Source organism: Burkholderia sp. MSMB1835, assembly GCF_001526365.1.
Lineage (GTDB): Bacteria > Pseudomonadota > Gammaproteobacteria > Burkholderiales > Burkholderiaceae > Burkholderia.
The window spans coordinates 1-19,418 of sequence record NZ_LOYP01000005.1; the positions used below are offsets into that span (position 1 = coordinate 1).

A 19,418-nucleotide genomic window follows, 5' to 3' on the forward strand; every position below is an offset into this window, starting at 1 on the left:
AAAGAAACGCTGCAAAACCAACCTTGAAACCGGACATTTTTAAATGGCTGGAAGGTGGACATCTGAATCCGGGTATGGCATTTGGTTGTAGCAGCTAAGCTCAAATGTCCGCTTTCAGGATACGTAGCGCGGTCCCGCCGGTTTTGCCCAACAGAATGCGCGGGCGCGGAAGAACGAATGCCTAGAAATTGCGCGCCACGCCCACCATGAACATGTCCTGGTCCTTGTCGTTGCGGGTTGCGACACGATTGAAGCGCAGGCTCGCCGCCCAATCGTTCGTCACCTGATAAGTCACTTGCGCGCTGAGCATCGCATTGAGTCGCGTCCTGCCCGAGGCATCGTTCCGATCCCGCGAGAGATATGGACCGACGCCTGCCGACAGCGTCCATTTGCTCTTGATCGGCGCGACGTACCAGAATTGCGCGGCCACGCCGCGTCGGCCGGCAACGCCATTGTTGCCTTCGTAGACGAAGCTCGCCGAATAGGCCCACGCATTGCCGAGCGGCCGCTTGACTTCGACCATGTACCCCCTTTCGATCGGCACTTGAGGACGGTTCGTCTGCGACGTCCCAGCCCAAACGCCGATCTGCGTCTTGCCGTCCGAAAACGCAGGGCCGGGATCGCCGCCGAAATCCGAGCCGATGCCGAAGAGCACCGCGTCGGAATTGAATCCGCCAATCATCTGGACGTGGTTGTACTGCACCTTGAGAAAGAAGCGCTTGGGAACGACGTAATACCGCACCGCTGCCGACGCACGCACGCCCCAACGCTTGTCATTGCGTGGCTCGCCGTCGACATGTGTCGTGTCCATGCTGAAATACGGGCCCGCCGAAAATTCGAGCGCCAGGCGACTGCCGACCGGCCAACGAAACGAACCCAGGGCGGCAAAACCGTCACGGTGGTGATTCAACGGATGCCCTTCGTTCATGTACGCGAGGTAGACCGACAGGTAATCGTTCAAGACGTCACCGAAGCCGACTTCGTACGCGCGCCAATGCATATCGCCACCCTCGGTCGCTCGTCCGTCGCCGTACACCGCATAGGCGTTGAGCGTTCTCTCCGATTGGAGCCCGCTCGGCGAACTACTCGACGGACCCTCCTCGGCGTGCGCGTGTACCGGGCACGCCAGCATTGTCAGGCCGGCGATCGAGCTTGTGAGGACGAAGCGCGAACAGATGTAACGGCACTCCCCCATTTGGCCTCCTCACCTTGGTAAGCGCGTTTTCCGGGAAAAGTTGATAACGATTATAGGCGGCGGACAGCAGGCGTCGAACACGCGTTTACGGCAATTCCCCTGCCCTGATGGCGAGCACATTCGGTATCAGGGCATAAGAGTGCGTCGGGTCGAGCGCGTTTCAGCGGACGTCAGTTTTGATCTTCAATGAGACCATTGTGATAAGAAAAGTTATCTTATCCGGACGGTAGTGTTGTGTGATCCAACTGCGCGTTCCGCGACAGAAGGATCGACGCGCCGCGCGCCGCGAATCCGTACTCGTCGAGCCACCCGGCGCGGTGTCGTCGCGCGACACGTAACGTCTCCGTTTCGAATGCGCTCGTTGTCCGTGCAAGCGCAGGCCGTCGGCGGGTCGCTCGCGATCGGGGCCGGCAAGGCTGGGAGAGACGGTGCGCTGTAGAAAGCGAAATAATGACGAGGCGCCTGTTCGCTTTAGGGAAACGTTGACCGGACGACTGCTCCGCTTTCCCGCGGCCTTTCCGGAATCGTTCGCCGTTCGTCGATGTCCGGCCGTCGTCGCCGGAATCGCCTGAAAGCCTTGTCCAGCAAGGCGCTACACGATCCAGATACATTGAAATACAAAATATCGCATGCGATTTAATCGAATGCGCTTGACGTGGGTGATCATCAAGCGGAAACTGCGTCGCATGCGATCGAATCGCATCTGAGACAAACCAACCGACGGAGCAAATGATGAGCAAGATCGACAAAGTGCTGTACACGGGCAAGACGCATACGACTTCCGGCGGCCGCGACGGCGCCGCGCGCAGTTCCGATGGCCGCCTCGACATCCAGTTGTCGTCGCCGGGCAGCGCGGGCACCGGCACCAACCCGGAGCAGCTGTTCGCAGCCGGCTGGTCGGCCTGCTTCATCGGCGCGATGCAGCTTGCGGCGCGCGCCGCGAAGGTGACGCTGCCGGCCGATCTCGCGGTCGACGCCGAAGTGGATCTCGGCACGGCGGGCAACGCGTACTTCCTGCAGGCCCGGCTGAACGTGAGCGTGCCGGGGCTCGAGCGCTACGTCGCGCAACGCATCGTCGACGCCGCGCACCAGACCTGCCCGTATTCGAAAGCGACGCGCGGCAACATCGACGTCGACATCCGGATCGCCTGACCGTGGCATCGGGCGGCCGAGCGCTGCCCTCCCGAATTCCCGATTCCTTTTCCATCGAGGTGAAACATGAAAGTCCAACTGATCGCTGCCCTGTTCGTCGCTGTTTCGGCTACCGTTGCCGCTCCGGTGTTTGCCAATGAAGCCACCGTGACGCGTGCGCAGGTGCGCGCCGAACTCGCGCAGCTTCAACGCGTCGGCTATCCGCTGAACCGCGCGACCGACGCCACCTACCCGAACGATCTGCAGGCCGCGCTGACGCAGATCCACGCCAACGATGCCGTCGTGGCCAACGCCGCCGCGTCCGGCTACGGCAGCGACGGCGACACCGCGACGCAATCCGGCCGCCGGCACGTCGCAAGCGTGGCCGAGCGCTCGGTGTACTTCGGTCACTGAGCACACGCGCGGTACGTGAACCCTGATTCCCTTTATCCCTGATTCCATTTTGTCGAGGTGAACGATGAAAACCCGATTGATCGCTGCTTTTCTCGTGGCTGTTTCCGCTTCTGCCGCCGCACCGGCGTTTGCCGACGAGGCCGTCGTGTCCCGCGCGCAAGTCCGCGCCGAACTCGTCCAACTGGCACAGGCCGGTTATCGGCCTGGCCGCGCGAACGATCCGCACTATCCGGACGACCTGCAGGCCGCGTTGACGCGCATTCACGCCGGCAACGCGGTGGCGGCCGATGCTGCGGCATCCGGTTACGGCAGCGATGCCGTCGCCGCGACGCAGTCGGGTAGCCGGCCGGCGACGCGACTCGCCGAACGCTCGATCTACTTCGGCCATTGAACGAACGCACGAACGGCGCCGATGGCCGGCGTGCGATGCGCAAACCCTGAATCCCTGTCGAGGTGAATGATGAAGACCCAACTGATTGCCGCCCTTCTCGTTGCCGTGTCGGCTTCTGTCGCCGCACCGGTTTTTGCCGGCGAAAGCACCGTCACGCGTGCGCAGGTGCGTGCGGAACTGGCCGCGTTGCAGCAAGCCGGCTACCAGCCGAATCGCCCGAACGATCCGAATTACCCGGACAACATCCAGGCCGCGCTGAACCGGATTCGCGATCACGATGCCGTCGCGGCCGATATGCAGGCAGCCGGTTACGGCAGCGATGCCGGCGGTGCCACGCAGTCCGGCAGCCGCAACACGGTGCGTACCGCCGAGCGGTCTATCTATTTCGGCCATTGAGCGCGTTACGGCGAATTCGGCCGCTGACGTCCATCAAATAAAGCGCATGCGATGTAATCGTGTGCGCTTTATTATTTGTGTCGTCCCGGACTGCATCGTCGCCGCTACCTATTCGCCGGATCCGGGATTATTCTGTGCGGCACCCCATCTTCCACCCAGGAGCCGCCGATGCCGGACGCCATGACCGGAAACGCGACAGGCGATGCGCACGTGCTCGACCGGGTTGTCTGGAATGCGCTCGCGGGCAGGCAGCGCCGTTTCGCGCTCGGCGAGTGCCGCGCGCTGCGGTTCCCGGCGGCCATCGCGCCGTTTGCCGCGATCGACGACACGAGCCCGGCGTCGTTCGATGCGCTGCGCGAACTGATCGCCGCACACGGGCCGGCGGCGCTCGTCACGCCGGACGAGATCGAGCCGCCGGCAGGCTTGTCGGTGATCCGGCGCGCGACGTTGCTTCAAATGACCTGGCAACGGACGTTCGATCCGACGCACGACGCGGAATCTGTCCCGCTCGGCGAAGCCGACGTGCCGGACATGCTCGCGCTGACCGCCGCCGCGCAGCCGGGCCCGTTCGGGCCGCGCACGTTCGAGCTTGGCCACTACATCGGCGTGCGCCGTGAAGGCCGGCTGGCCGCGATGGCGGGCCAGCGGATGCAGGTCGGCGGATATACCGAGATCAGCGCCGTCTGCGTGGATGCCGCGTTTCGGCGGCAAGGGCTGGCCGCGCGGCTGATCCGGTCGTTGATCGCGACGATCGGTGCGCGTGCGGAAACGCCTTTCCTGCACGTCCTCACGACGAACCAGGTGGCGATCGAACGCTATCTCGCGCTCGGTTTCGTCGTCCGTCGCGAGATGCGCCTGCTGGTGCTGGGCGACGCGCGCGCGTGACCATGCGGCCGGCGCGATTCTCGCGTCGGCCGCTTGCCGTGTCCGGATGGCTTTATGCTTCGGTCGACCGGATCAGGTTGCCGCGCAGCGTGACGATCGCCTTCTGCACCTTGGCGAACTCGTCCGGCTTCAGGCCGGTGGCTTCGACCAGGTTCATGTCGAGCCCCTTCTCGCGCACGCGGCGACCGCTTTTGGTCAGGCTGACGAGCACCTGGCGCTCATCGGACGGATCGCGATGCCGCTCCAGATAGCCCATCGCCTCGAGCTTCTTCAGGATCGGCGTCAGCGTGTTGGATTCGAGGAACAGCTTCTCGCCGAGCTGGCCGACGGTCTGGTTGTCCTGCTCCCACAGCGCAATGATCGTGATGTACTGCGTATACGTGAGGCCGAGCTCGTCGAGGATCGGCTTGTACGCCTTGCCGAACGCGAGGTTCGCCGAGTAGATCGCAAAGCACAGGAACTCGGACAGCTTCGGCGCGGCGGGCGACGGGGTTTCGGTCGGTTTCATGGACTTCCTCCAGCGACGCGAAGGGTCGCAGACGATCGCATTATATATCGCATGCGATCTTATCGGAAGCATGATAATCGGTGTCGATCGACCGGTGCGCACCGCGCCCGCTCAGCCCGGCTTGCGGCGCTTGCCGGTTGGCTGACGGCTGACCGACAACAACGTGCACTGCACCGGATGCGCGATTTCGGTCGCGAGCCCGCCCGCGGCAAACAGCAGGATCATCAGCCAGCGTTTCATGCGTCCTCCACGACCGAGAGGCTCGCACCATCGGCGACCGTCGCGTCGAGCGCATACGGATCGACGCCGTCGAGGCAGCCGAGATTGACGCGCCAGCATGCCGGATCCTTGCGCGTCTGGTGGAACGGATAGACGCCGCACCGGCTGCAGAAATAGTGGCGCGCGGTGTGCGTGTTGAAGCGATAGCACGTCAGCACGCCCTCGCCTTCGACGATCGTCAGGTTGGCGGCGGCGAACATCGGGCTCATCAGCGCGCCGCGCCGGCGGCACAGGCTGCAGTTGCAGCGCACGGCCGGCGCAATGGCCGTCGTGACTTCGAATTTGACGGCCCCGCAATGGCAGGACCCTTTGAACCAGGTGGCAGACATGGTGGGCTCCGAAACGGTCATGTCTGCTTTATAGCGAACCCGCGTGCGGGCGTTGTATCGCACTGTATCGACGGTCGGCGCAGATACAGGACATTGCAAATCCGCGGCGCGCGCGCTCAGCCCGGCACGTGCTGCGTCCGCTCGATTGCCGCGCGCATTTCGCGTTCGAGCGCCGCGAACGGCTCGGCTGCCGGCAGCGCGCGAGCCAGCGGCGCTGCCGGTCCCGCCCATTCGTGGACGACCCGCGTGGCGCGACGCGCAACGTCGCCGCTTTTGTTGGCGGCGCGCTGCGGGATGTCGCGTGACATGCACAAACAGAACGGCCCCGCTCGATTGCTCGAAGCGGGGCCGACCGGATGCGGCGCTGCTTACGCCAGCGACTCGGCACGTAACGGGTTCGTGCATCCGCCCTGTCTTGCGGCCGGTTTCCGAATACCGGATGGACGCTGCTTCAACATATCCCGACCGGCGGCGATGCAGGGCAAGTCCGGCAAGCGGAAAGGCGGCTCCGGCTCAGTAGGCGGACATCTCGACGCAAGGATCGACCTTGGACGGCGAGCAGATCACCGAGTACCTGGCGCTCTCGCGCATCAGCGCTTCGCCTTCGTGCAGCGCGATCTTGATCTCGGGATGACGCTCGTACGCGAGGAAGGCCGAGCACACGACGGCGGACATCACGACGACGGAAAACACAAATTTTTCAAGGGTTTGGAAGCGTTCAGGCATGGTATGACCTTTCTCTCATGGCCGAAATTATACCTTGAGATAAGGGTTTTCCCTATAACCCTGTCTGCATACCGAGGATGCGTTCGAACGAGATGGGCGCGACGCTCGCGCCCTTTTTACCGGGGCAAGCGCAGCGCTGCGGCCGCCAAGGCCCGCGCCGCCTATCCGGGGAAGAGAACGAAGGCTCGCCGCCCGCGCATCACTGCGGCGCCGACGCGCCGCTCGCCGCATTGCCCGGCCACGCGTTGCCGATATGGTCGATCAGCGACTTCGCGGTGCCCGTCACGATCGCCGCGTCGACGCCCGACGTCTGCCACGCGCCGTCGGCCGCCTTCACGAAGGTCAGGTTCGCGCGCGACGGCGAGTAATCGGCGTTGCGCCACGTGACCACGACGTCGCACGAATACGTGCGATCGCCGAGCTTCTTGCAGTCGCCGTCGGGTTTCGCCGACACGACGTCGGCCGACACGGGCAGCGGCTGGCCGAACAGCGCGTTCAGGCCGCCGTGGTTTTCCGCTTCGAGCGCGCGGCGCACGGCGGCGTCGACGTCGCTCGATCCGGGACCGTCGTGAAGCAGGTTGCAGGCGGCCAGCAGCGTCGAGGCGCCGGCGAGTGTCAGCAGCGTTTGAACCTTCATGGATATCCGTCGATCGGGGAAACGCCGCGTAGTCTGCAACGTCCGCGCGTCGTGCGCGGTATCCATTTGTAACCAATTGCACGCTGCCGGCGCCTCGCGCGCGCGTACGACGCCCTCGCCTACTGCCGCTCCTGCTTCACGCGGCTCACGAGCTGGGTCGGACTGACGAACTGCAGCGCGATCACGACCCACACGAGCGTGATCGCCATGTAGATCATCGCCATCGCGTCGATCGACTGCGGCGCGCGCACGCCGGTCGAGAACACCGCGTAATACAGCGCGACGACGAGCGTCTGCGTGCTCGGGCCCGCGGTGAAGAACGTCAGCTCGAACATCCCGATCGTGCGCACCAGCACGAGCAGTCCGGCCGCGAGCATGCCCGGCACCAGCAGCGGCAGCAGCACGTAACGGAAATAGCGCCACGTGTTCGCGCCGAAGATGCGCGCGGCGGCTTCGAGGTTCGGATCGATCTGCTCGATGAACGGCGTCATCACGAGGATCACGAACGGCAGCGCCGGCACGAGGTTCGCGAGGATCACGCCTGGCAGCGTGCCCGCGAGCCCGATCTTGTACATCACGGTCGCCATCGGGATCCCGTAGGTGACGGGCGGCACCATCAGCGGCAGCAGGAACACCAGCAGCGCGAAGCGCTTGCCGCGAAACTGCACGCGCGCGAGCGCATACGCGGCCGGCACGCCGAGCGCGATCGACAGCAGCACGACCGCGCCGACCACTTCGACGGTCACCCACAGCACGCTCGCGAGCTGAAAGTCCTCCCACGCCTTCGCATACCAGTGCAGCGTGAAGCCCTGCGGCAACGGCGTGCCGAACCAGCGCGTCGCGACCGAATTCACCGCGACGGTCGCGATCAGCAGCATCACGTTCAGCAGGAAGAACGCCATCAGCGCCCACACGAGCACCTTCCATGCGCGGCCGGCGAGGTTGCTTCTCATCCTGTGCGGTTTTCCCGTGTCGACGGGGCGCGCGTCGGGTGCATCGTGCTTCGGCGGCCACGTGCGAGCGGCATGATCGTCGGTCGCCATCAGCCCTTGCCTCCCGTCACCGCGCCCGTATAGAAGAAGCGGCGCGCGCCGAGCATCGACGCGACCACCAGCAACTGCACGAAGCCCATCACGATCGCGATCGCCGACGCGAGCGAATAGTCGTAGCTCTCGAACGCGGCTTCGGCGGCCGCGATCGAGATCACGCGCGTCGGCCCGGCCGGCGCGCCGAGCAGCACGGCCGACGGAAATACCGAGAACGCCTGCACGAACGACAGGCACGCGGCCATCGTGAGCCCCGGCACGAGCAGCGGCAGGTAGATCTGCCGGAACTGCTGCCACGGGTTCGCGCCGAGCGTCGCGGCCGCGCGCGCGAGCGTCGGGTCGATGCCGCTGATGTACGACAGCATCAGCAGGAACGCGAACGGAAAGCCCGACACGATCAGCGACAGCAGCACGCCCCAGTAGTTGTGCGTGAGGCGCACTTCGTCCGTGTACAGGTGCAGCCCCTGCAGCGCCTGCGGAAACCAGCCGTTCGGCCCGAAATACGTGAGCATCCCGTCGGCGACGAGCACCGTGCCGAGCGTGACCGGAATCACGAGCAGCGTCGTGACGCACTTCTGGTATGGCGAGTTGCGACGCAGCGCGAACGCGACGGGCACCGCGATGCCGACGTTGAGCAGCGTCGCCGGCACCGCGAGCTTCAGCGTGACGAGCACGGTCGGCCACATGGCGGTGTCGGTGAAGAACTGCACGTAGTTCGCGAGCGCGCCGCCGCCGTTCATCGGCTGGAACGACAGCACGAGACCGTACGCGAACGGATAGATGAATAGCGCGGCGATGAACGCGAGCGCCGGCGTGACGAGCCACGCTTTCGCGTCGCGCGGCGCGCCGCCGGTCGCGAGCGTGCTCATGCGGCCTCCGCTCGAGATGCCGCCGTGCATGCCGCTTGGCGCAGCCCGTTCATTGCACGTCTCCCGGATAGACCAGCGTCCGTGCCGGCGCCACGCGCAACCGCAGCGGTTCGCCTTCGACGAACTCGCCGGCCATACGGGCCCAGATCGCGCCGAACGGCGTGATCGCGCGAATCAGCGAGTCGCGCCCGCCGTACTCGACCGTCTCGACGGTCGCGTCGAACGCGTTGTCGGCGCCTTGTTCCGCGCGCTCGACGTCGTCGGGGCGCAGCGCGACCACGACGTCCTTCGCGTCGAAGCCGGCCATCGGCACGCCCGCGAGGCGCACGCCGCCCGACGCGACGCTCACGCGATCGCCGGCCATGCCTTCGAGCGTAAACGGCAGCACGTTGCGATAGCCCATGAAGCGCGCGACATGCAGGTTGTGCGGGCGCGTGTACACGTCCTTCGGCGACGCGACCTGCTGCACGACGCCCTCCTTCATCACGACGATGCGGTCGGCCATCGACAGCGCCTCGTCCTGGTCGTGCGTGACGTAGATCGTCGCGCGTTCGAGCTGCGTATGAATGCGGCGAATCTCCGCGCGCATCTCGATGCGCAGTTTCGTGTCGAGGTTCGACAGCGGCTCGTCCATCAGCACGAGCGGCGGCTCGATCACGATCGCGCGCGCGATCGCGACGCGCTGCTGCTGCCCGCCCGACAATTGCCCGGGCAGCTTGCCTTCGTGGCCGACGAGCTGCACGAGCTCGAGCGCCTGCTGCGCGCGCCGCCGCATTTCCTGCTTCGGCACGCCGCGCATCTTGAGGCCGAAGCCGACGTTGTCGAGCACCGACATGTGCGGAAACAGCGCGTAGTTCTGGAACACCATCCCGAAGCCGCGACGCTCGGCCGGCAGCACGTCGATGCGCGTGTCGTCGAGCCAGATGCCGCCGCGCGTGAGCGGCTGCAAGCCGGCGATGCAGTTCAGCGCGGTCGATTTGCCGCAGCCCGACGGGCCGAGCAGCGCGATGAACTCGCCGCGCCGGATCTCGAGGTCGAGCCCGTTCAGCGCGGCGACCTGGGCGCCTTGCGCATTGATGAAACTGCGGCACACGCCGTCGAGCCGCAACCGTTCGAAACCGTGCTTCATTCCACGAACTCCATCGACGCGGGCGCCGCGGCGCCCGCCGGTTCAGCCGTCACTTCGATTTCTGCGAACCGATCTCGCGGTCCCACTTCTGGAACGCGGCGACCATCGCCTGCGCGCTGAGCGGCTGCACGTGCGGGCGATCGGCGAGCAGCTTCGCGTATTCGGGACGGCCGAACTTGCGCACGACTTCCTGGCTGTGCGCGGGCGCCATCTCGAGCGTCACGCCCTTCACCGCCGGGCCCGGATAGAAGTACCCGTCGTCGTAGGTCATCGCCTGCTGCGCCGGTTCGAGCAGGAAATTCATCAGCTTGAACAGCACGTCGAGCTTTTCCTTCGGCACGCCCTTCGGGATCACCATGTAGTGTGCGTCGTTGACCCACGTCATGTCGTCGAACGCCTGGATCCTGAATTCGGCCGGCACGATGCCGAGCGCGCGCGGGTTGAGGTCCCAGCCGGTGACGGTCACGGTCATGTCGCGCGTGCCTTCGCCGAGTTCCTTCATCACCGCCGACGTGCCGCCCGGGTAGTACGGCACGCAGTCGTTCAACTGTTTCAGGAACGCCCAGGTCTTGTCCCAGCCGTTGATCGGGTCCTGCGGATTCTTGTCGCCGAGCACGTACGGCAGCCCCATCAGGAACGTGCGGCCGGGGCCCGAGTTCGCCGGGCGCGCATAGATCAGCTTGTTCGGGTGCGCCTTGCACCAGGCGAGCAGTTGATCGGGCGTCTTCGGCGGGGCGCTGACCTTCGCCGGGTTGTATTCGAGCAGCGGGCCGGCCGGCATGTAGGTGACCTCGAGGCCGAAGCCCTGCGCGAGATCCTGCATCTTGCGCGGGCCGGGCGCGTACTTGTCGAGTACGCCGGGGAAGGCGGCCGCGTTGTCGGGCAGGAGCTTCTGCCACAGGTTCTGCTCGATGCCGGCGGCCAGCGCGTCGGTGCCCGTCAGCACGAGGTCGATGTCCGAGCGCCCCGCCGCCTGCATCGCCTTGATCTTGCCCGGCAACTGCGGCGCGGGCGCGTTCGTGAACGTGACGTTCGCGACGAGATTCGGATTCTTCTCCTTGAACGCCTCGATGGCCTTCTGCGTGAGCTGCAGGTTGCCTGCGACGTCGACGATGTTCAGCGATACGGGGGCGGCAACGGCTGCGGCGGCCGACAGCGCGAAGCCCAGTGCGAGTGCGATCCGGCGGACACGGCGAGCGATCGGGGTGGTGTTCATGTCTCCTCACTTCGGTCGGTGGATGGGACCTTTCTTGTCAGGAAATCATGACGGCGTTATACGATGTCGGTCAACAAAAAACCACGGAATGCGGGGCGGGACTTTCCCTGACAAAAACCCTTCTACGATGAGGCGATCCGGCAGGCAGAATGAACGCCAAGGGCCGAAATGGAGCGCTGAACGATATGAGTTAGGACATCGTATATCGATGCGAGATCAGGCTGAAACCGGGGCGGCGACCAAGCACAACCGGCATATTTCGCGGGATGGATGCCAGGCCCGACGGCCGTCCGGCGCGAGTAATCGAATCTTCGTGCCCGTTGTTTATCGACGAGTAGCCATTGGCGGAGACATGGCGAGAAAATGGCCCGGCGGGCCCCGCTTTCAGCGAGACAGGGACAATTCCCAGACCGCACTGAAATACTCGGCCAGTTCCTCGTTCGTCACGCTGCCGTCGGCAACATCGACCATGAGATCTTCGAGATCGGCTAGACGAGGAATCGAGATGCCCTGTCGTTCCATATACGTCAACGCACAAGTGAGGCCAGTACGCTTGTTTGCATCATTGAACACGTGGCCCCGTGCGATTGCGACGGCATAGGTCGCCGCAATGCCGAACACGTCATCGAGCCCCGCGTAATGGACATGATTGTCGACGCGTTGCAGGGCGGCCTCGACTCCGCCCCGGCCTGCATGCGCGAAACCGCCGAGGCCGCCGAGATCGCGGATGATCTCGTCGTGGATGGTGATGACGTAGTCGAGATCCAGCAAATCAGCGATCCTTCAACGCGATTAGTACGTCCCGGTGTTCCGAAATGACTTTTCGCGCCGCGCGAAGCACATCGCCTTTCTCGGTCTCGGTCGAAGCCTTGACCTCCGTCGTGGGACGAATGATTGCGCGGGGTTTCAGTTCAACCCCGTACAGCACCTTTCTCTTGGGAGCCATGACAGATACCCACTAAAAAAACGATAACAATCAGCCGCTTACCCCGTTGTCATACAGGTGGCCATATCACCGGCAATCATAGCACCCGACGAACCGGCGAAGGAGGCCCGGGACGGGCAAACGGTATCGGTGCGTCAATCCCTCGGACCGGAGCGACCTTCGCCGAGCGCGATCGTCTCGTTGGCCAGCCGCTCCGCATCACGCCACTCGCCGTAGCCGGATGCCGGATTAAGATGCCCGACATGCCGAGATGAACGACTGACTGCCCCATCCGGCCGTCAGCGTCTCGGTGCGTTCGAAGCACGCGAGCGGATCGTTGCGGCTCGCGGGGACGATGCTCGGGAATGGCAGATGCGCAGCCAGGCGGCACAGGCGCAGGCGCGACCGGCCCCTGCATCGATTTCCCGGATCGGCTACAGTGGGCGCTTTCGGCGCGCCCCGCCCCGCCGCCGCGCCGCGAACCGTGCGCGAGCGCGGCGGCACGGGCGGGCGCGGATCATTCACTTCGACGAGCGAACCTTCATGCCCGATCTGTCCGCCTTCCCGATCACGCACAAGTGGCCGGCCCAGCACCCCGACCGTCTCCAGCTCTACTCGCTGCCGACGCCGAACGGCGTCAAGGTGTCGATCATGCTCGAGGAAACCGGCCTGCCGTACGAGCCGCACCTCGTGCGCTTCGACACGAACGACCAGATGTCGCCCGAGTTCCTGTCGCTGAACCCGAACAACAAGATCCCCGCGATCATCGATCCGAACGGCCCCGACGGCCAGCCGCTGCCGCTGTTCGAATCGGGCGCGATCCTGATCTATCTCGCGGACAAGACGGGCCAGCTGATCCCGAAGGATCTCGCGGGCCGCTACGAGACGATCCAGTGGGTGATGTTCCAGATGGGCGGCATCGGGCCGATGTTCGGCCAGGTCGGCTTCTTCCACAAGTTCGCCGGCCGCGATTATGAGGACAAGCGCCCGCGCGACCGCTACGTCGCCGAATCGAAACGCCTGCTCGGCGTGCTCGACGCGCATCTCGCGAACCGCCAGTGGGTGATGGGCGATACCTACACGATCGCCGACATCGCGATCTTCCCGTGGGTGCGCAACCTGGTCGGCTTCTACGAGGCGGGCGATCTGGTCGGCTTCAGCGAATTCCGGCACGTCAAGCGGGCGCTCGACGCGTTCGTTGCGCGGCCGGCCGTCGCGCGCGGGCTCAATATCCCGGCGCGCGATTAAGACCAGGCAGCAGCGCGGGCTCGCCGTGTGCGGCCTGCGCGCTGCTCGAGCCAGGCCCGCCGCATTGCGCGGCGGGCATTTTTTTGCCCGCGCGGTGCGCCGGCATCACGCATCCGGCGGCGCTACTTTCCGCCGCGCGCTTCCGGTGCAGGATTTTCCAGCCCGGTCAGCAGCTTGCCCAGCAGTTCCGACAACTGCGCCTGTTCCGCCTCCGACAACGCGGCCAGCAGATCGCGCTGGTTGTCGATGTGCGCGACCACCGCTTCGTCGATCAGCGCACGCCCGGCGTCGGTCAGCGCGACCAGCGTGCCGCGCCCGTCGGCCGGGTTCGGCCGGCGCTCGACCCAGCCGGCCTTCTGCAGCCGGTCGATGCGCGCGGTCATCCCGCCCGACGACATCATCAGCGCGTCGTACAGCGCGGTCGGCGTCAGCGCGAACGGCGCACCGCTGCGCCGCAGCGTCGCGAGCACGTCGAATTCGCCCGGCTGCATGCCGTAGCGCGCGAACAGCGGATTGAGACGGTCGCGCGCGATCACGAGCGCGGCTTCCTGCAGCCGCCCCATCACCACCATCGACGTTGCGTCGAGATCCGGGCGCTCCACGCGCCATTGCGCGAGCGCATGCTCGGCTCGATCCATTAACCCTCCTTGGCCTGCCAGTTATCTTGACGTCGAGATAAATCATCATTTATCTTGATGTCGAGATACTTTACCTGAAAAACGCGCGGCGCCTCGCGGGCAGCCGCGCACCGATATCGAGGGCCCTGTAATGAATCGCTTCACTTCCCGCGGATGGCGGCTCGCCGCGATCGTGCTCGTCGGGCTGAACCTGCGGCCGGCGCTCGCCGCGATCGGCCCGCTGCTTGACATGATCCAGCGCACGACCGGTATCGGCGACGGCGCGGCGAGCCTGCTGACGACGATCCCGATCCTGCTGATGGGGTTCGGCGCGCTGGGCGCGCGGCGCCTGCAGCGCATCACCGGGATCGCGGGCGGCGTGTGGCTCGGCGTCGCGTTGATCGGACTGGCTTGCGCATCGCGCGTCGGCGCGCAGCACGCATGGCTGCTGCTCGCGAGCGCGTGCTGCGCGGGCGTCGGAATCGCGATGGTGCAGGCGCTGTTGCCCGGCTTCGTGAAGGCGCATTTCGCGACGCGCATCGGCGGCGCGATGGGCGTCTATTCGACGTCGATCATGGGCGGCGCGGTGCTCGCGAGCGTCGTCGCGCCGTTCGCCGCGGCGCGCTGGGGCTGGCTTGCCGCGCTCGCCGGCTGGGCGCTGCCGGCGGCGCTCGCCGCATTGGCGTGGCCGCTGGCGAGCCGCGGCGGCGACGCGCTGGCCGGCGGGCGGGCATCCGGATCGGGCGCGCGGCCGTCGCGTTCGCCGCGCGCCTGGCGACTCGCGCTGTTCTTCGGCATCGCGACGGGCGCCTACACGCTCGTGCTCGCATGGCTGCCGCCGTACTACATGCGGCTCGGCTGGTCGCCGACCGCGGCGGGTAGCCTGCTCGGCGGCGTGACGCTCGCGGAAGTCGTCGCGGGGCTGACGATCTCCGCGACGATCGACCATCTGCCTGATCGCCGGCCCGCGCTGCATGCGGCGATCGCGTCGCTATGCGTCGGGTTGCTGGTGATGCTGGCCGCACCCGACGCGCTCGCGCTGCCGGCCGCGCTGCTGCTTGGCGCGGGAATCGGCGCACTGTTTCCGCTGTCGCTGATCGTTACGGTCGACCATGCGGCGACGCCGGCTGATGCCGCGTCGCTAACGGGGTTCGTGCAGGGTGTCGGCTATTTGATCGCCGGCTTGTTTCCATTCGCGGCCGGCATCGTGCGCCAGCATCTCGCGGACCTGACGCCCGCATGGATCGCGATGGCGTGCCTGTGTGTCGTGCTGTTCGTGCTCGCGTCCGGGTTTGCGCCAAAACGGGTGCGGCACGTCGCGCGGGCCTGAGCGACGCCGCGGGCCAGCGGCGCGGGTGCGAGCATGTCCGGTGTCGTCCCCGGCATGCTCGCACCAGCAATATCCTCGCGGCCCGTCCAGATACCCGGCTCCACGGCGCTGGCGCGTTCAGCCCGCGCTCGCGTACAGCGTCGAATCCGCGAACCCTTCGGCGTCGAGCACGCGGCCAATCAGGATCAGCGCGGTGCGCTCGATCCGCGTGCCCTGCACCTTGCCGACGATGTCGGCCAGCGTGCCCGTCACGCGTTCCTCGTCGGGCCAGCTCGCGCGATAGATCACCGCCACCGGGCAATCGGCGCCGTAATGCGGCAGCACTTCGTCGACGATGCGCGCGAGATGGCGCACGCCGAGATGGATCGCGAGCGTCGCGCGGTGCGCGGCGAGCGAGCCGAGCGCTTCGCCTTCCGGCATCGTCGTCTTGCCCGCAAAGCGCGTGAGGATCACCGTCTGCGCGACGCCGGGCAGCGTCAGCTCGACGCCGAGCGTCGCCGCGCACGCGGCCGTGGCCGTCACGCCCGGCACGATTTCGTACGGGATCCCGAGCGCTTTCAGACGGCGGATCTGCTCGCCGATCGCGCCGTACAGCGACGGGTCGCCCGAATGCACGCGCGCGATGTCCTGCCCTTTCGCATGCGCGGCGGCAAGCAGTGCGACGATCGCATCGAGGTCGAGTTCGGCCGTGTTGACGACCTGCTCCGCGCGATGACCGTCGAGCACGGCGGCCGGCACGAGCGAGCCCGCATACAGGATCACCGGGCACGTGCGCACGAGGCGCTGGCCCTTCACCGTGATCAGCTCCGGGTCGCCGGGGCCGGCGCCGATGAAATACACCGTCATCGAAATTTCTCCGTCAATTCGTGGGATGACCGCTGCGTCGCGTCAGGCGCGCGCGGCCGGATCGAGTGCGTCGACGAGCGCCGCGACCGAGTCGAACGCGCGGTCGGCATCGGGCAGCGGCGGCCGGCGCAGCATCACGACCGGCAGCCTGCGTTCGCGTGCGACGTCGAGCTTGGCCTCGGTGGCCGCGCCGCCGCTGTTCTTGCTGACGACGACGTCGATCCCCGCCAGCGCGAACAGCGCGCGCTCGCCGTCGGGCGTGAACGGCCCGCGCGCGGCGACGACCTGTGCGCGGGCGTTGCCGGGATGCGCGTCGAGGCAGCGCACGAGCCAGAACTGGTGCGGCGGGATCGTGTCGAGATGCGCGAGCGGTTCGCGGCCGAGCGTGAACAGCGGGCGCCTGAACGGCGCGAGCGCGGCCTCGATGCCGGCCCAGTCGTCGACCATCCGCCAGTCGTCGCCCGGTTGCGGCGTCCACGGCGCGCGGCGCAGCGCCCATAGCGGCACGCCCGCGTCGCGCGTCGCCGCCGCGGCGTTCGCGCTGATTTGCGCGGCATACGGATGCGTCGCGTCGATCACGAGGCCGATGCCGGCGTCGCGAAGATACGCGGCGAGCCCGGCTGCGCCGCCGAAACCGCCGACGCGCACGTCGCAGCGCAGATCGTCGGGCGTCTTGCCGAGGCCGGCGAGACTATAAACATGATGCGGGCCGAGCGCACGCGCGATTTTCAGCGCATCGCCGGTGCCGCCGAGCAGCAGAATGCGCGGGCTCATCGCGCCTCCCCGACGAAGCGGCCCTGCCGGTCGATCGCGAACATCTCGACCGCGACCGACGGCGGCACGATGTCGCGCGCCACCTGCAACGCATGTGCGCAAACGAGATCGCCGAGCGGCACGCCATCGGTTTGCGCGAGTTTCAACGCTTCCTGGCTCGTGTTCGCGACGCGCATCGCGGCCTGCAGCGCATCGCTCGCGCCGGCTTCGGCCGCCCATTGCGCGAGCAGCGGCAGATCGATGCTCGAATGGCGACTGTGCAGGTCGAGATGGCCGGCCGCGAGCTTGCTCAGCTTGCCGAAGCCGCCGCACATCGACAGGCGCGCGACCGGCGCGCGCCGCAGGTGCTTGAGCACCGCGCCCGCGAAGTCGCCCATCTCGATCAGCGCCATATCGGGCAGACGGTAGTGCGCGCGCATCGCGTCCTCGCTCGCGTTGCCCGTGCAGGCGGCGATGTGCGCGATGCCGTTCGCTCGCGCGACGTCGATGCCCTGATGGATCGACGCGATATAGGCCGAACACGAGAACGGCCGCACGATGCCGGTCGTGCCGAGGATCGACAGCCCGCCGACGATGCCCAGGCGCGGGTTCATCGTCTTCAGCGCGAGCGCCTCGCCGCCGTCGACACCGATCGTCACGTCGAAGCCGCCCGCGTAGCCGTGCTCGGCGGCGAGCGCTTCCAGGTGCGTGGTCATCATCCGGCGCGGCACCGGGTTGATCGCCGGCTCGCCGACCGGCAGCGTGAGCCCCGCCCGCGTGACCGTGCCGACGCCCGGCCCGGCATGAAAGCGCACGCCGGGCGCCGCCGCGAGCGCGACGCGCGCGAAGATCAGCGCGCCGTGCGTGACGTCCGGATCGTCGCCGGCATCCTTGATCGTGCCGGCTTCGGCGCCGTCGGCCGTGGCGCGGCAGAATTCGAGACGCATCATCACGCGCTGTCCCTTCGGCAGCACGATCTCGACCGCGTCGTCCGCGTGGCCCGCGAGCAGCAGTCGCGCGGCCGCGAGCGACGTCGCGGTCGCGCAACTGCCGGTCGTGTAGCCGAAGCGCAGCGGCGCGGGCTGTTCGGGGGTTTCGTCGCGCATCACGCGTCCGTTGCGTTCGACGGATTCGACGGGGTCGACGAGCCGGCCGTATCGGCCGCGTCGGGCTTGCGCACGTCGTACAGCGTGACCGGCAGCGGCTGTCGCCAGGTATCGAAGCGGCCGAGCGGTTCGGCATGCGCGAGCGACACGCGCGTGAGCGTGCCGCCGTGCCCATCGCGCCACGCGGCGAGCGCCATCTCGCCCTGCAGCGTGACCGCGTTCGCGACCAGCCGCCCGCCGGGTTTCAGCGACGCCCAGCACGCGTCGAGCACGCCGGGCGCCGTCGCGCCGCCGCCGATGAAGATCGCGTCGGGCGCGGCGAGCCCCGCGAGCGCAGCGGGCGCACGGCCCGCGACGAGTTGCAGGCCCGGCACGCCGAGCGTCTCGCGGTTGTGTTCGATGAAACGCTGCCGCTCCGCATGCCCTTCGATCGCGATCGCCTGGCACGATGGATGCGCACGCATCCATTCGATGCCGATCGAGCCGCTGCCGGCGCCGACGTCCCACAGCAGTTCGCCGGGCGCGGGCGCGAGTCGCCCGAGCGTCATCGCGCGCAGGTCGCGCTTGGTGAGCTGGCCGTCGTGACGGTACGCGTCGTCGGGCAGGCCGGGCGTGAGCGCGCGGCGCGGCGCGTCGGGGCCCGCCTGGCAGTCGAGCGCGACGAGATTGAGCGCGGCGGTTTCGTCGACGTTCCAGTCTTGCGCGAGGCCATCGATCCGTCGCTCGAGCGGGCCGCCGAGGTGTTCGAACACGCTGACGCGCGTCGGCCCGAAACCGCGGGCGGCGAGTTCGGCCGCGACGGCGGCCGGCGTGCGGCCGTCGGCGCTCAGCACGAACAGGCGCCGGCCCGGCAGCAGATGGCGCGCCAGCGTCGCGAGCGGCCGCCCGACGAGCGAGACCGCGCCCACGTCCTGCAGCGCCCAGCCAAGGCGTGCGGCCGCGAGCGACAGCGACGACGGGGCGGGCAGCACGCGCCATTCGTCGGGAGAAAGCACACGGGCGAGCGTCGCGCCGACGCCGAACAGCATCGGGTCGCCGCTCGCGAGCACGCACACGGGCGCGCCGCGGCGTGCGAGCAGCCCCGACAGGTCGAACGGCGACGGCCATGCTTCGCGCGTCGCCCGCAGCCGTGCGGGCAGCATGTCGAGATGCCGTTTCGCGCCGACCACGCGCGTCGCGTCGAGCAGCGCGCGCCGCGCGTGGCGTCCGAGCCCCGCGTAACCGTCGTCGCCGATGCCCACTACCGTCAGCCACGCCGTCATCCACCCTTCCCCATCGTTCGATTTCATCGTGTCGCCGCGCGGCCCCGAAAGCGCCGATGCGGCCGTCCGCATGGCGAAAAACGGCATGGTACCGTGTTCCACTCCGCGTTTCATCCGGCCGCCCGCTCGCGCCCGGGCATTGCCTGCGCCGCCCGCCGCGAACGGCCAGCCGGTCGCGAA

24 protein-coding genes and 1 pseudogene are annotated in these 19,418 nt (G+C 67.2%); 8 read left to right on the plus strand and 17 right to left on the minus strand.

Going from position 1 to position 19,418, the window contains the following annotated elements:
- Positions 1–181 precede the first annotated feature (181 nt).
- Positions 182–1,195, minus strand: coding sequence for a hypothetical protein (locus tag WS96_RS03210; RefSeq protein WP_059830635.1), 1,014 nt, complete (start codon positions 1,193–1,195; stop codon positions 182–184).
- 732 nt (positions 1,196–1,927) lie between these two features.
- On the opposite strand from WS96_RS03210, the gene WS96_RS03215 reads away from it, so the two are divergent.
- The 5 genes from WS96_RS03215 (at position 1,928) to WS96_RS03235 (ending at position 4,412) form a co-directional block, all read left to right on the plus strand.
- On the plus strand, positions 1,928–2,347 hold the full coding sequence (locus tag WS96_RS03215) for an organic hydroperoxide resistance protein (RefSeq protein ID WP_059830901.1): 420 nt from the start codon (positions 1,928–1,930) through the stop codon (positions 2,345–2,347).
- Between the two features lie 66 nt (positions 2,348–2,413).
- A complete protein-coding gene (locus WS96_RS03220) occupies positions 2,414–2,740 on the plus strand; it encodes a DUF4148 domain-containing protein (protein WP_059830637.1) in 327 nt (108 codons plus the stop codon).
- Between the two features lie 64 nt (positions 2,741–2,804).
- A complete protein-coding gene (locus WS96_RS03225) occupies positions 2,805–3,131 on the plus strand; it encodes a DUF4148 domain-containing protein (RefSeq protein ID WP_059830639.1) in 327 nt (108 codons plus the stop codon).
- A gap of 66 nt (positions 3,132–3,197) precedes the next feature.
- A complete protein-coding gene (locus WS96_RS03230; protein ID WP_059830640.1) occupies positions 3,198–3,527 on the plus strand; it encodes a DUF4148 domain-containing protein in 330 nt (109 codons plus the stop codon).
- A 168-nt stretch (positions 3,528–3,695) separates the two neighbouring features.
- Complete coding sequence (locus WS96_RS03235) at positions 3,696–4,412, plus strand: GNAT family N-acetyltransferase (protein WP_059830642.1); 717 nt, start codon at positions 3,696–3,698, stop codon at positions 4,410–4,412.
- A gap of 52 nt (positions 4,413–4,464) precedes the next feature.
- Here the strand turns inward: WS96_RS03235 and WS96_RS03240 are convergent, their stop codons facing one another.
- The 3 genes from WS96_RS03240 to WS96_RS03245 all read right to left on the minus strand — a co-directional run bounded on the left by WS96_RS03240 (position 4,465) and on the right by WS96_RS03245 (position 5,528).
- Positions 4,465–4,920 (minus strand): MarR family winged helix-turn-helix transcriptional regulator, encoded by a 456-nt coding sequence (locus tag WS96_RS03240; RefSeq protein ID WP_006482257.1) that lies wholly within the window; start codon positions 4,918–4,920, stop codon positions 4,465–4,467.
- A gap of 111 nt (positions 4,921–5,031) precedes the next feature.
- The gene (locus tag WS96_RS34320; protein ID WP_257127842.1) at positions 5,032–5,160 is read right to left on the minus strand and encodes a hypothetical protein; all 129 of its coding nucleotides are present in this window, start codon (positions 5,158–5,160) and stop codon (positions 5,032–5,034) included.
- Positions 5,157–5,528: a GFA family protein gene (locus WS96_RS03245; RefSeq protein ID WP_034207334.1), complete on the minus strand. Its 372-nt coding sequence runs from the start codon at positions 5,526–5,528 to the stop codon at positions 5,157–5,159. The genes WS96_RS34320 and WS96_RS03245 overlap by 4 nt, the downstream gene beginning before the upstream one ends.
- A gap of 128 nt (positions 5,529–5,656) precedes the next feature.
- Between WS96_RS03245 and WS96_RS33980 the strand changes: the two genes are divergently transcribed.
- Positions 5,657–5,833, plus strand: coding sequence for a hypothetical protein (locus WS96_RS33980; protein ID WP_179949911.1), 177 nt, complete (start codon positions 5,657–5,659; stop codon positions 5,831–5,833).
- A gap of 208 nt (positions 5,834–6,041) precedes the next feature.
- Here WS96_RS33980 and WS96_RS03255 read toward each other — a convergent pair whose 3' ends face one another.
- The 8 genes and pseudogenes from WS96_RS03255 to WS96_RS34325 form a co-directional block, all read right to left on the minus strand.
- Complete coding sequence (locus WS96_RS03255) at positions 6,042–6,254, minus strand: hypothetical protein (protein ID WP_034207327.1); 213 nt, start codon at positions 6,252–6,254, stop codon at positions 6,042–6,044.
- A gap of 199 nt (positions 6,255–6,453) precedes the next feature.
- Entirely contained in the window at positions 6,454–6,891 is a 438-nt protein-coding gene (locus tag WS96_RS03260; protein ID WP_059830646.1) for a hypothetical protein, read from the minus strand.
- 119 nt (positions 6,892–7,010) lie between these two features.
- Positions 7,011–7,934 carry an ABC transporter permease gene (locus WS96_RS03265; RefSeq protein ID WP_059830647.1) on the minus strand — a complete coding sequence of 308 codons (924 nt, stop codon included), beginning with the start codon at positions 7,932–7,934 and terminating at the stop codon, positions 7,011–7,013.
- The gene (locus WS96_RS03270) at positions 7,934–8,806 is read right to left on the minus strand and encodes an ABC transporter permease (RefSeq protein WP_059830902.1); all 873 of its coding nucleotides are present in this window, start codon (positions 8,804–8,806) and stop codon (positions 7,934–7,936) included. Before WS96_RS03270 ends, WS96_RS03265 begins: the two co-directional genes overlap by 1 nt.
- 49 nt (positions 8,807–8,855) lie before the next feature.
- Positions 8,856–9,935, minus strand: coding sequence for an ABC transporter ATP-binding protein (locus WS96_RS03275; RefSeq protein WP_059830649.1), 1,080 nt, complete (start codon positions 9,933–9,935; stop codon positions 8,856–8,858).
- Between the two features lie 49 nt (positions 9,936–9,984).
- Entirely contained in the window at positions 9,985–11,151 is a 1,167-nt protein-coding gene (locus WS96_RS03280; RefSeq protein ID WP_034207323.1) for an ABC transporter substrate-binding protein, read from the minus strand.
- Positions 11,152–11,535: 384 nt separating this feature from the next.
- A complete protein-coding gene (locus WS96_RS03285; RefSeq protein WP_059498911.1) occupies positions 11,536–11,922 on the minus strand; it encodes a type II toxin-antitoxin system death-on-curing family toxin in 387 nt (128 codons plus the stop codon).
- Positions 11,923–12,231: 309 nt separating this feature from the next.
- A pseudogene (locus WS96_RS34325) lies at positions 12,232–12,448 on the minus strand (alpha/beta hydrolase); the annotation flags it as partial.
- Between the two features lie 171 nt (positions 12,449–12,619).
- Here WS96_RS34325 and WS96_RS03290 point away from each other — a divergent pair.
- Positions 12,620–13,324, plus strand: coding sequence for a glutathione S-transferase N-terminal domain-containing protein (locus WS96_RS03290; protein ID WP_059830650.1), 705 nt, complete (start codon positions 12,620–12,622; stop codon positions 13,322–13,324).
- Between the two features lie 122 nt (positions 13,325–13,446).
- On the opposite strand, the gene WS96_RS03295 is transcribed toward WS96_RS03290, so the two are convergent.
- Complete coding sequence (locus WS96_RS03295; RefSeq protein ID WP_059830652.1) at positions 13,447–13,962, minus strand: MarR family winged helix-turn-helix transcriptional regulator; 516 nt, start codon at positions 13,960–13,962, stop codon at positions 13,447–13,449.
- A gap of 130 nt (positions 13,963–14,092) precedes the next feature.
- Between WS96_RS03295 and WS96_RS03300 the strand changes: the two genes are divergently transcribed.
- Positions 14,093–15,271, plus strand: coding sequence for an MFS transporter (locus tag WS96_RS03300; RefSeq protein ID WP_059830653.1), 1,179 nt, complete (start codon positions 14,093–14,095; stop codon positions 15,269–15,271).
- Positions 15,272–15,388: 117 nt separating this feature from the next.
- Here WS96_RS03300 and cobM read toward each other — a convergent pair whose 3' ends face one another.
- Genes cobM through WS96_RS03320 form a run of 4 tightly spaced genes read right to left on the minus strand, consistent with a single transcriptional unit; the run spans position 15,389 to position 19,238 of the window.
- Entirely contained in the window at positions 15,389–16,117 is a 729-nt protein-coding gene (gene cobM, locus WS96_RS03305) for a precorrin-4 C(11)-methyltransferase (RefSeq protein WP_059830655.1), read from the minus strand.
- A 42-nt stretch (positions 16,118–16,159) separates the two neighbouring features.
- Positions 16,160–16,891, minus strand: a complete 732-nt coding sequence (locus WS96_RS03310) for a cobalt-precorrin-6A reductase (protein WP_034207318.1) — start codon at positions 16,889–16,891, stop codon at positions 16,160–16,162.
- Entirely contained in the window at positions 16,888–17,976 is a 1,089-nt protein-coding gene (locus tag WS96_RS03315; protein ID WP_059830657.1) for a cobalt-precorrin-5B (C(1))-methyltransferase, read from the minus strand. Before WS96_RS03315 ends, WS96_RS03310 begins: the two co-directional genes overlap by 4 nt.
- Positions 17,976–19,238 (minus strand): bifunctional cobalt-precorrin-7 (C(5))-methyltransferase/cobalt-precorrin-6B (C(15))-methyltransferase, encoded by a 1,263-nt coding sequence (locus tag WS96_RS03320; protein WP_059830904.1) that lies wholly within the window; start codon positions 19,236–19,238, stop codon positions 17,976–17,978. Before WS96_RS03320 ends, WS96_RS03315 begins: the two co-directional genes overlap by 1 nt.
- Positions 19,239–19,418: the final 180 nt, after the last annotated feature.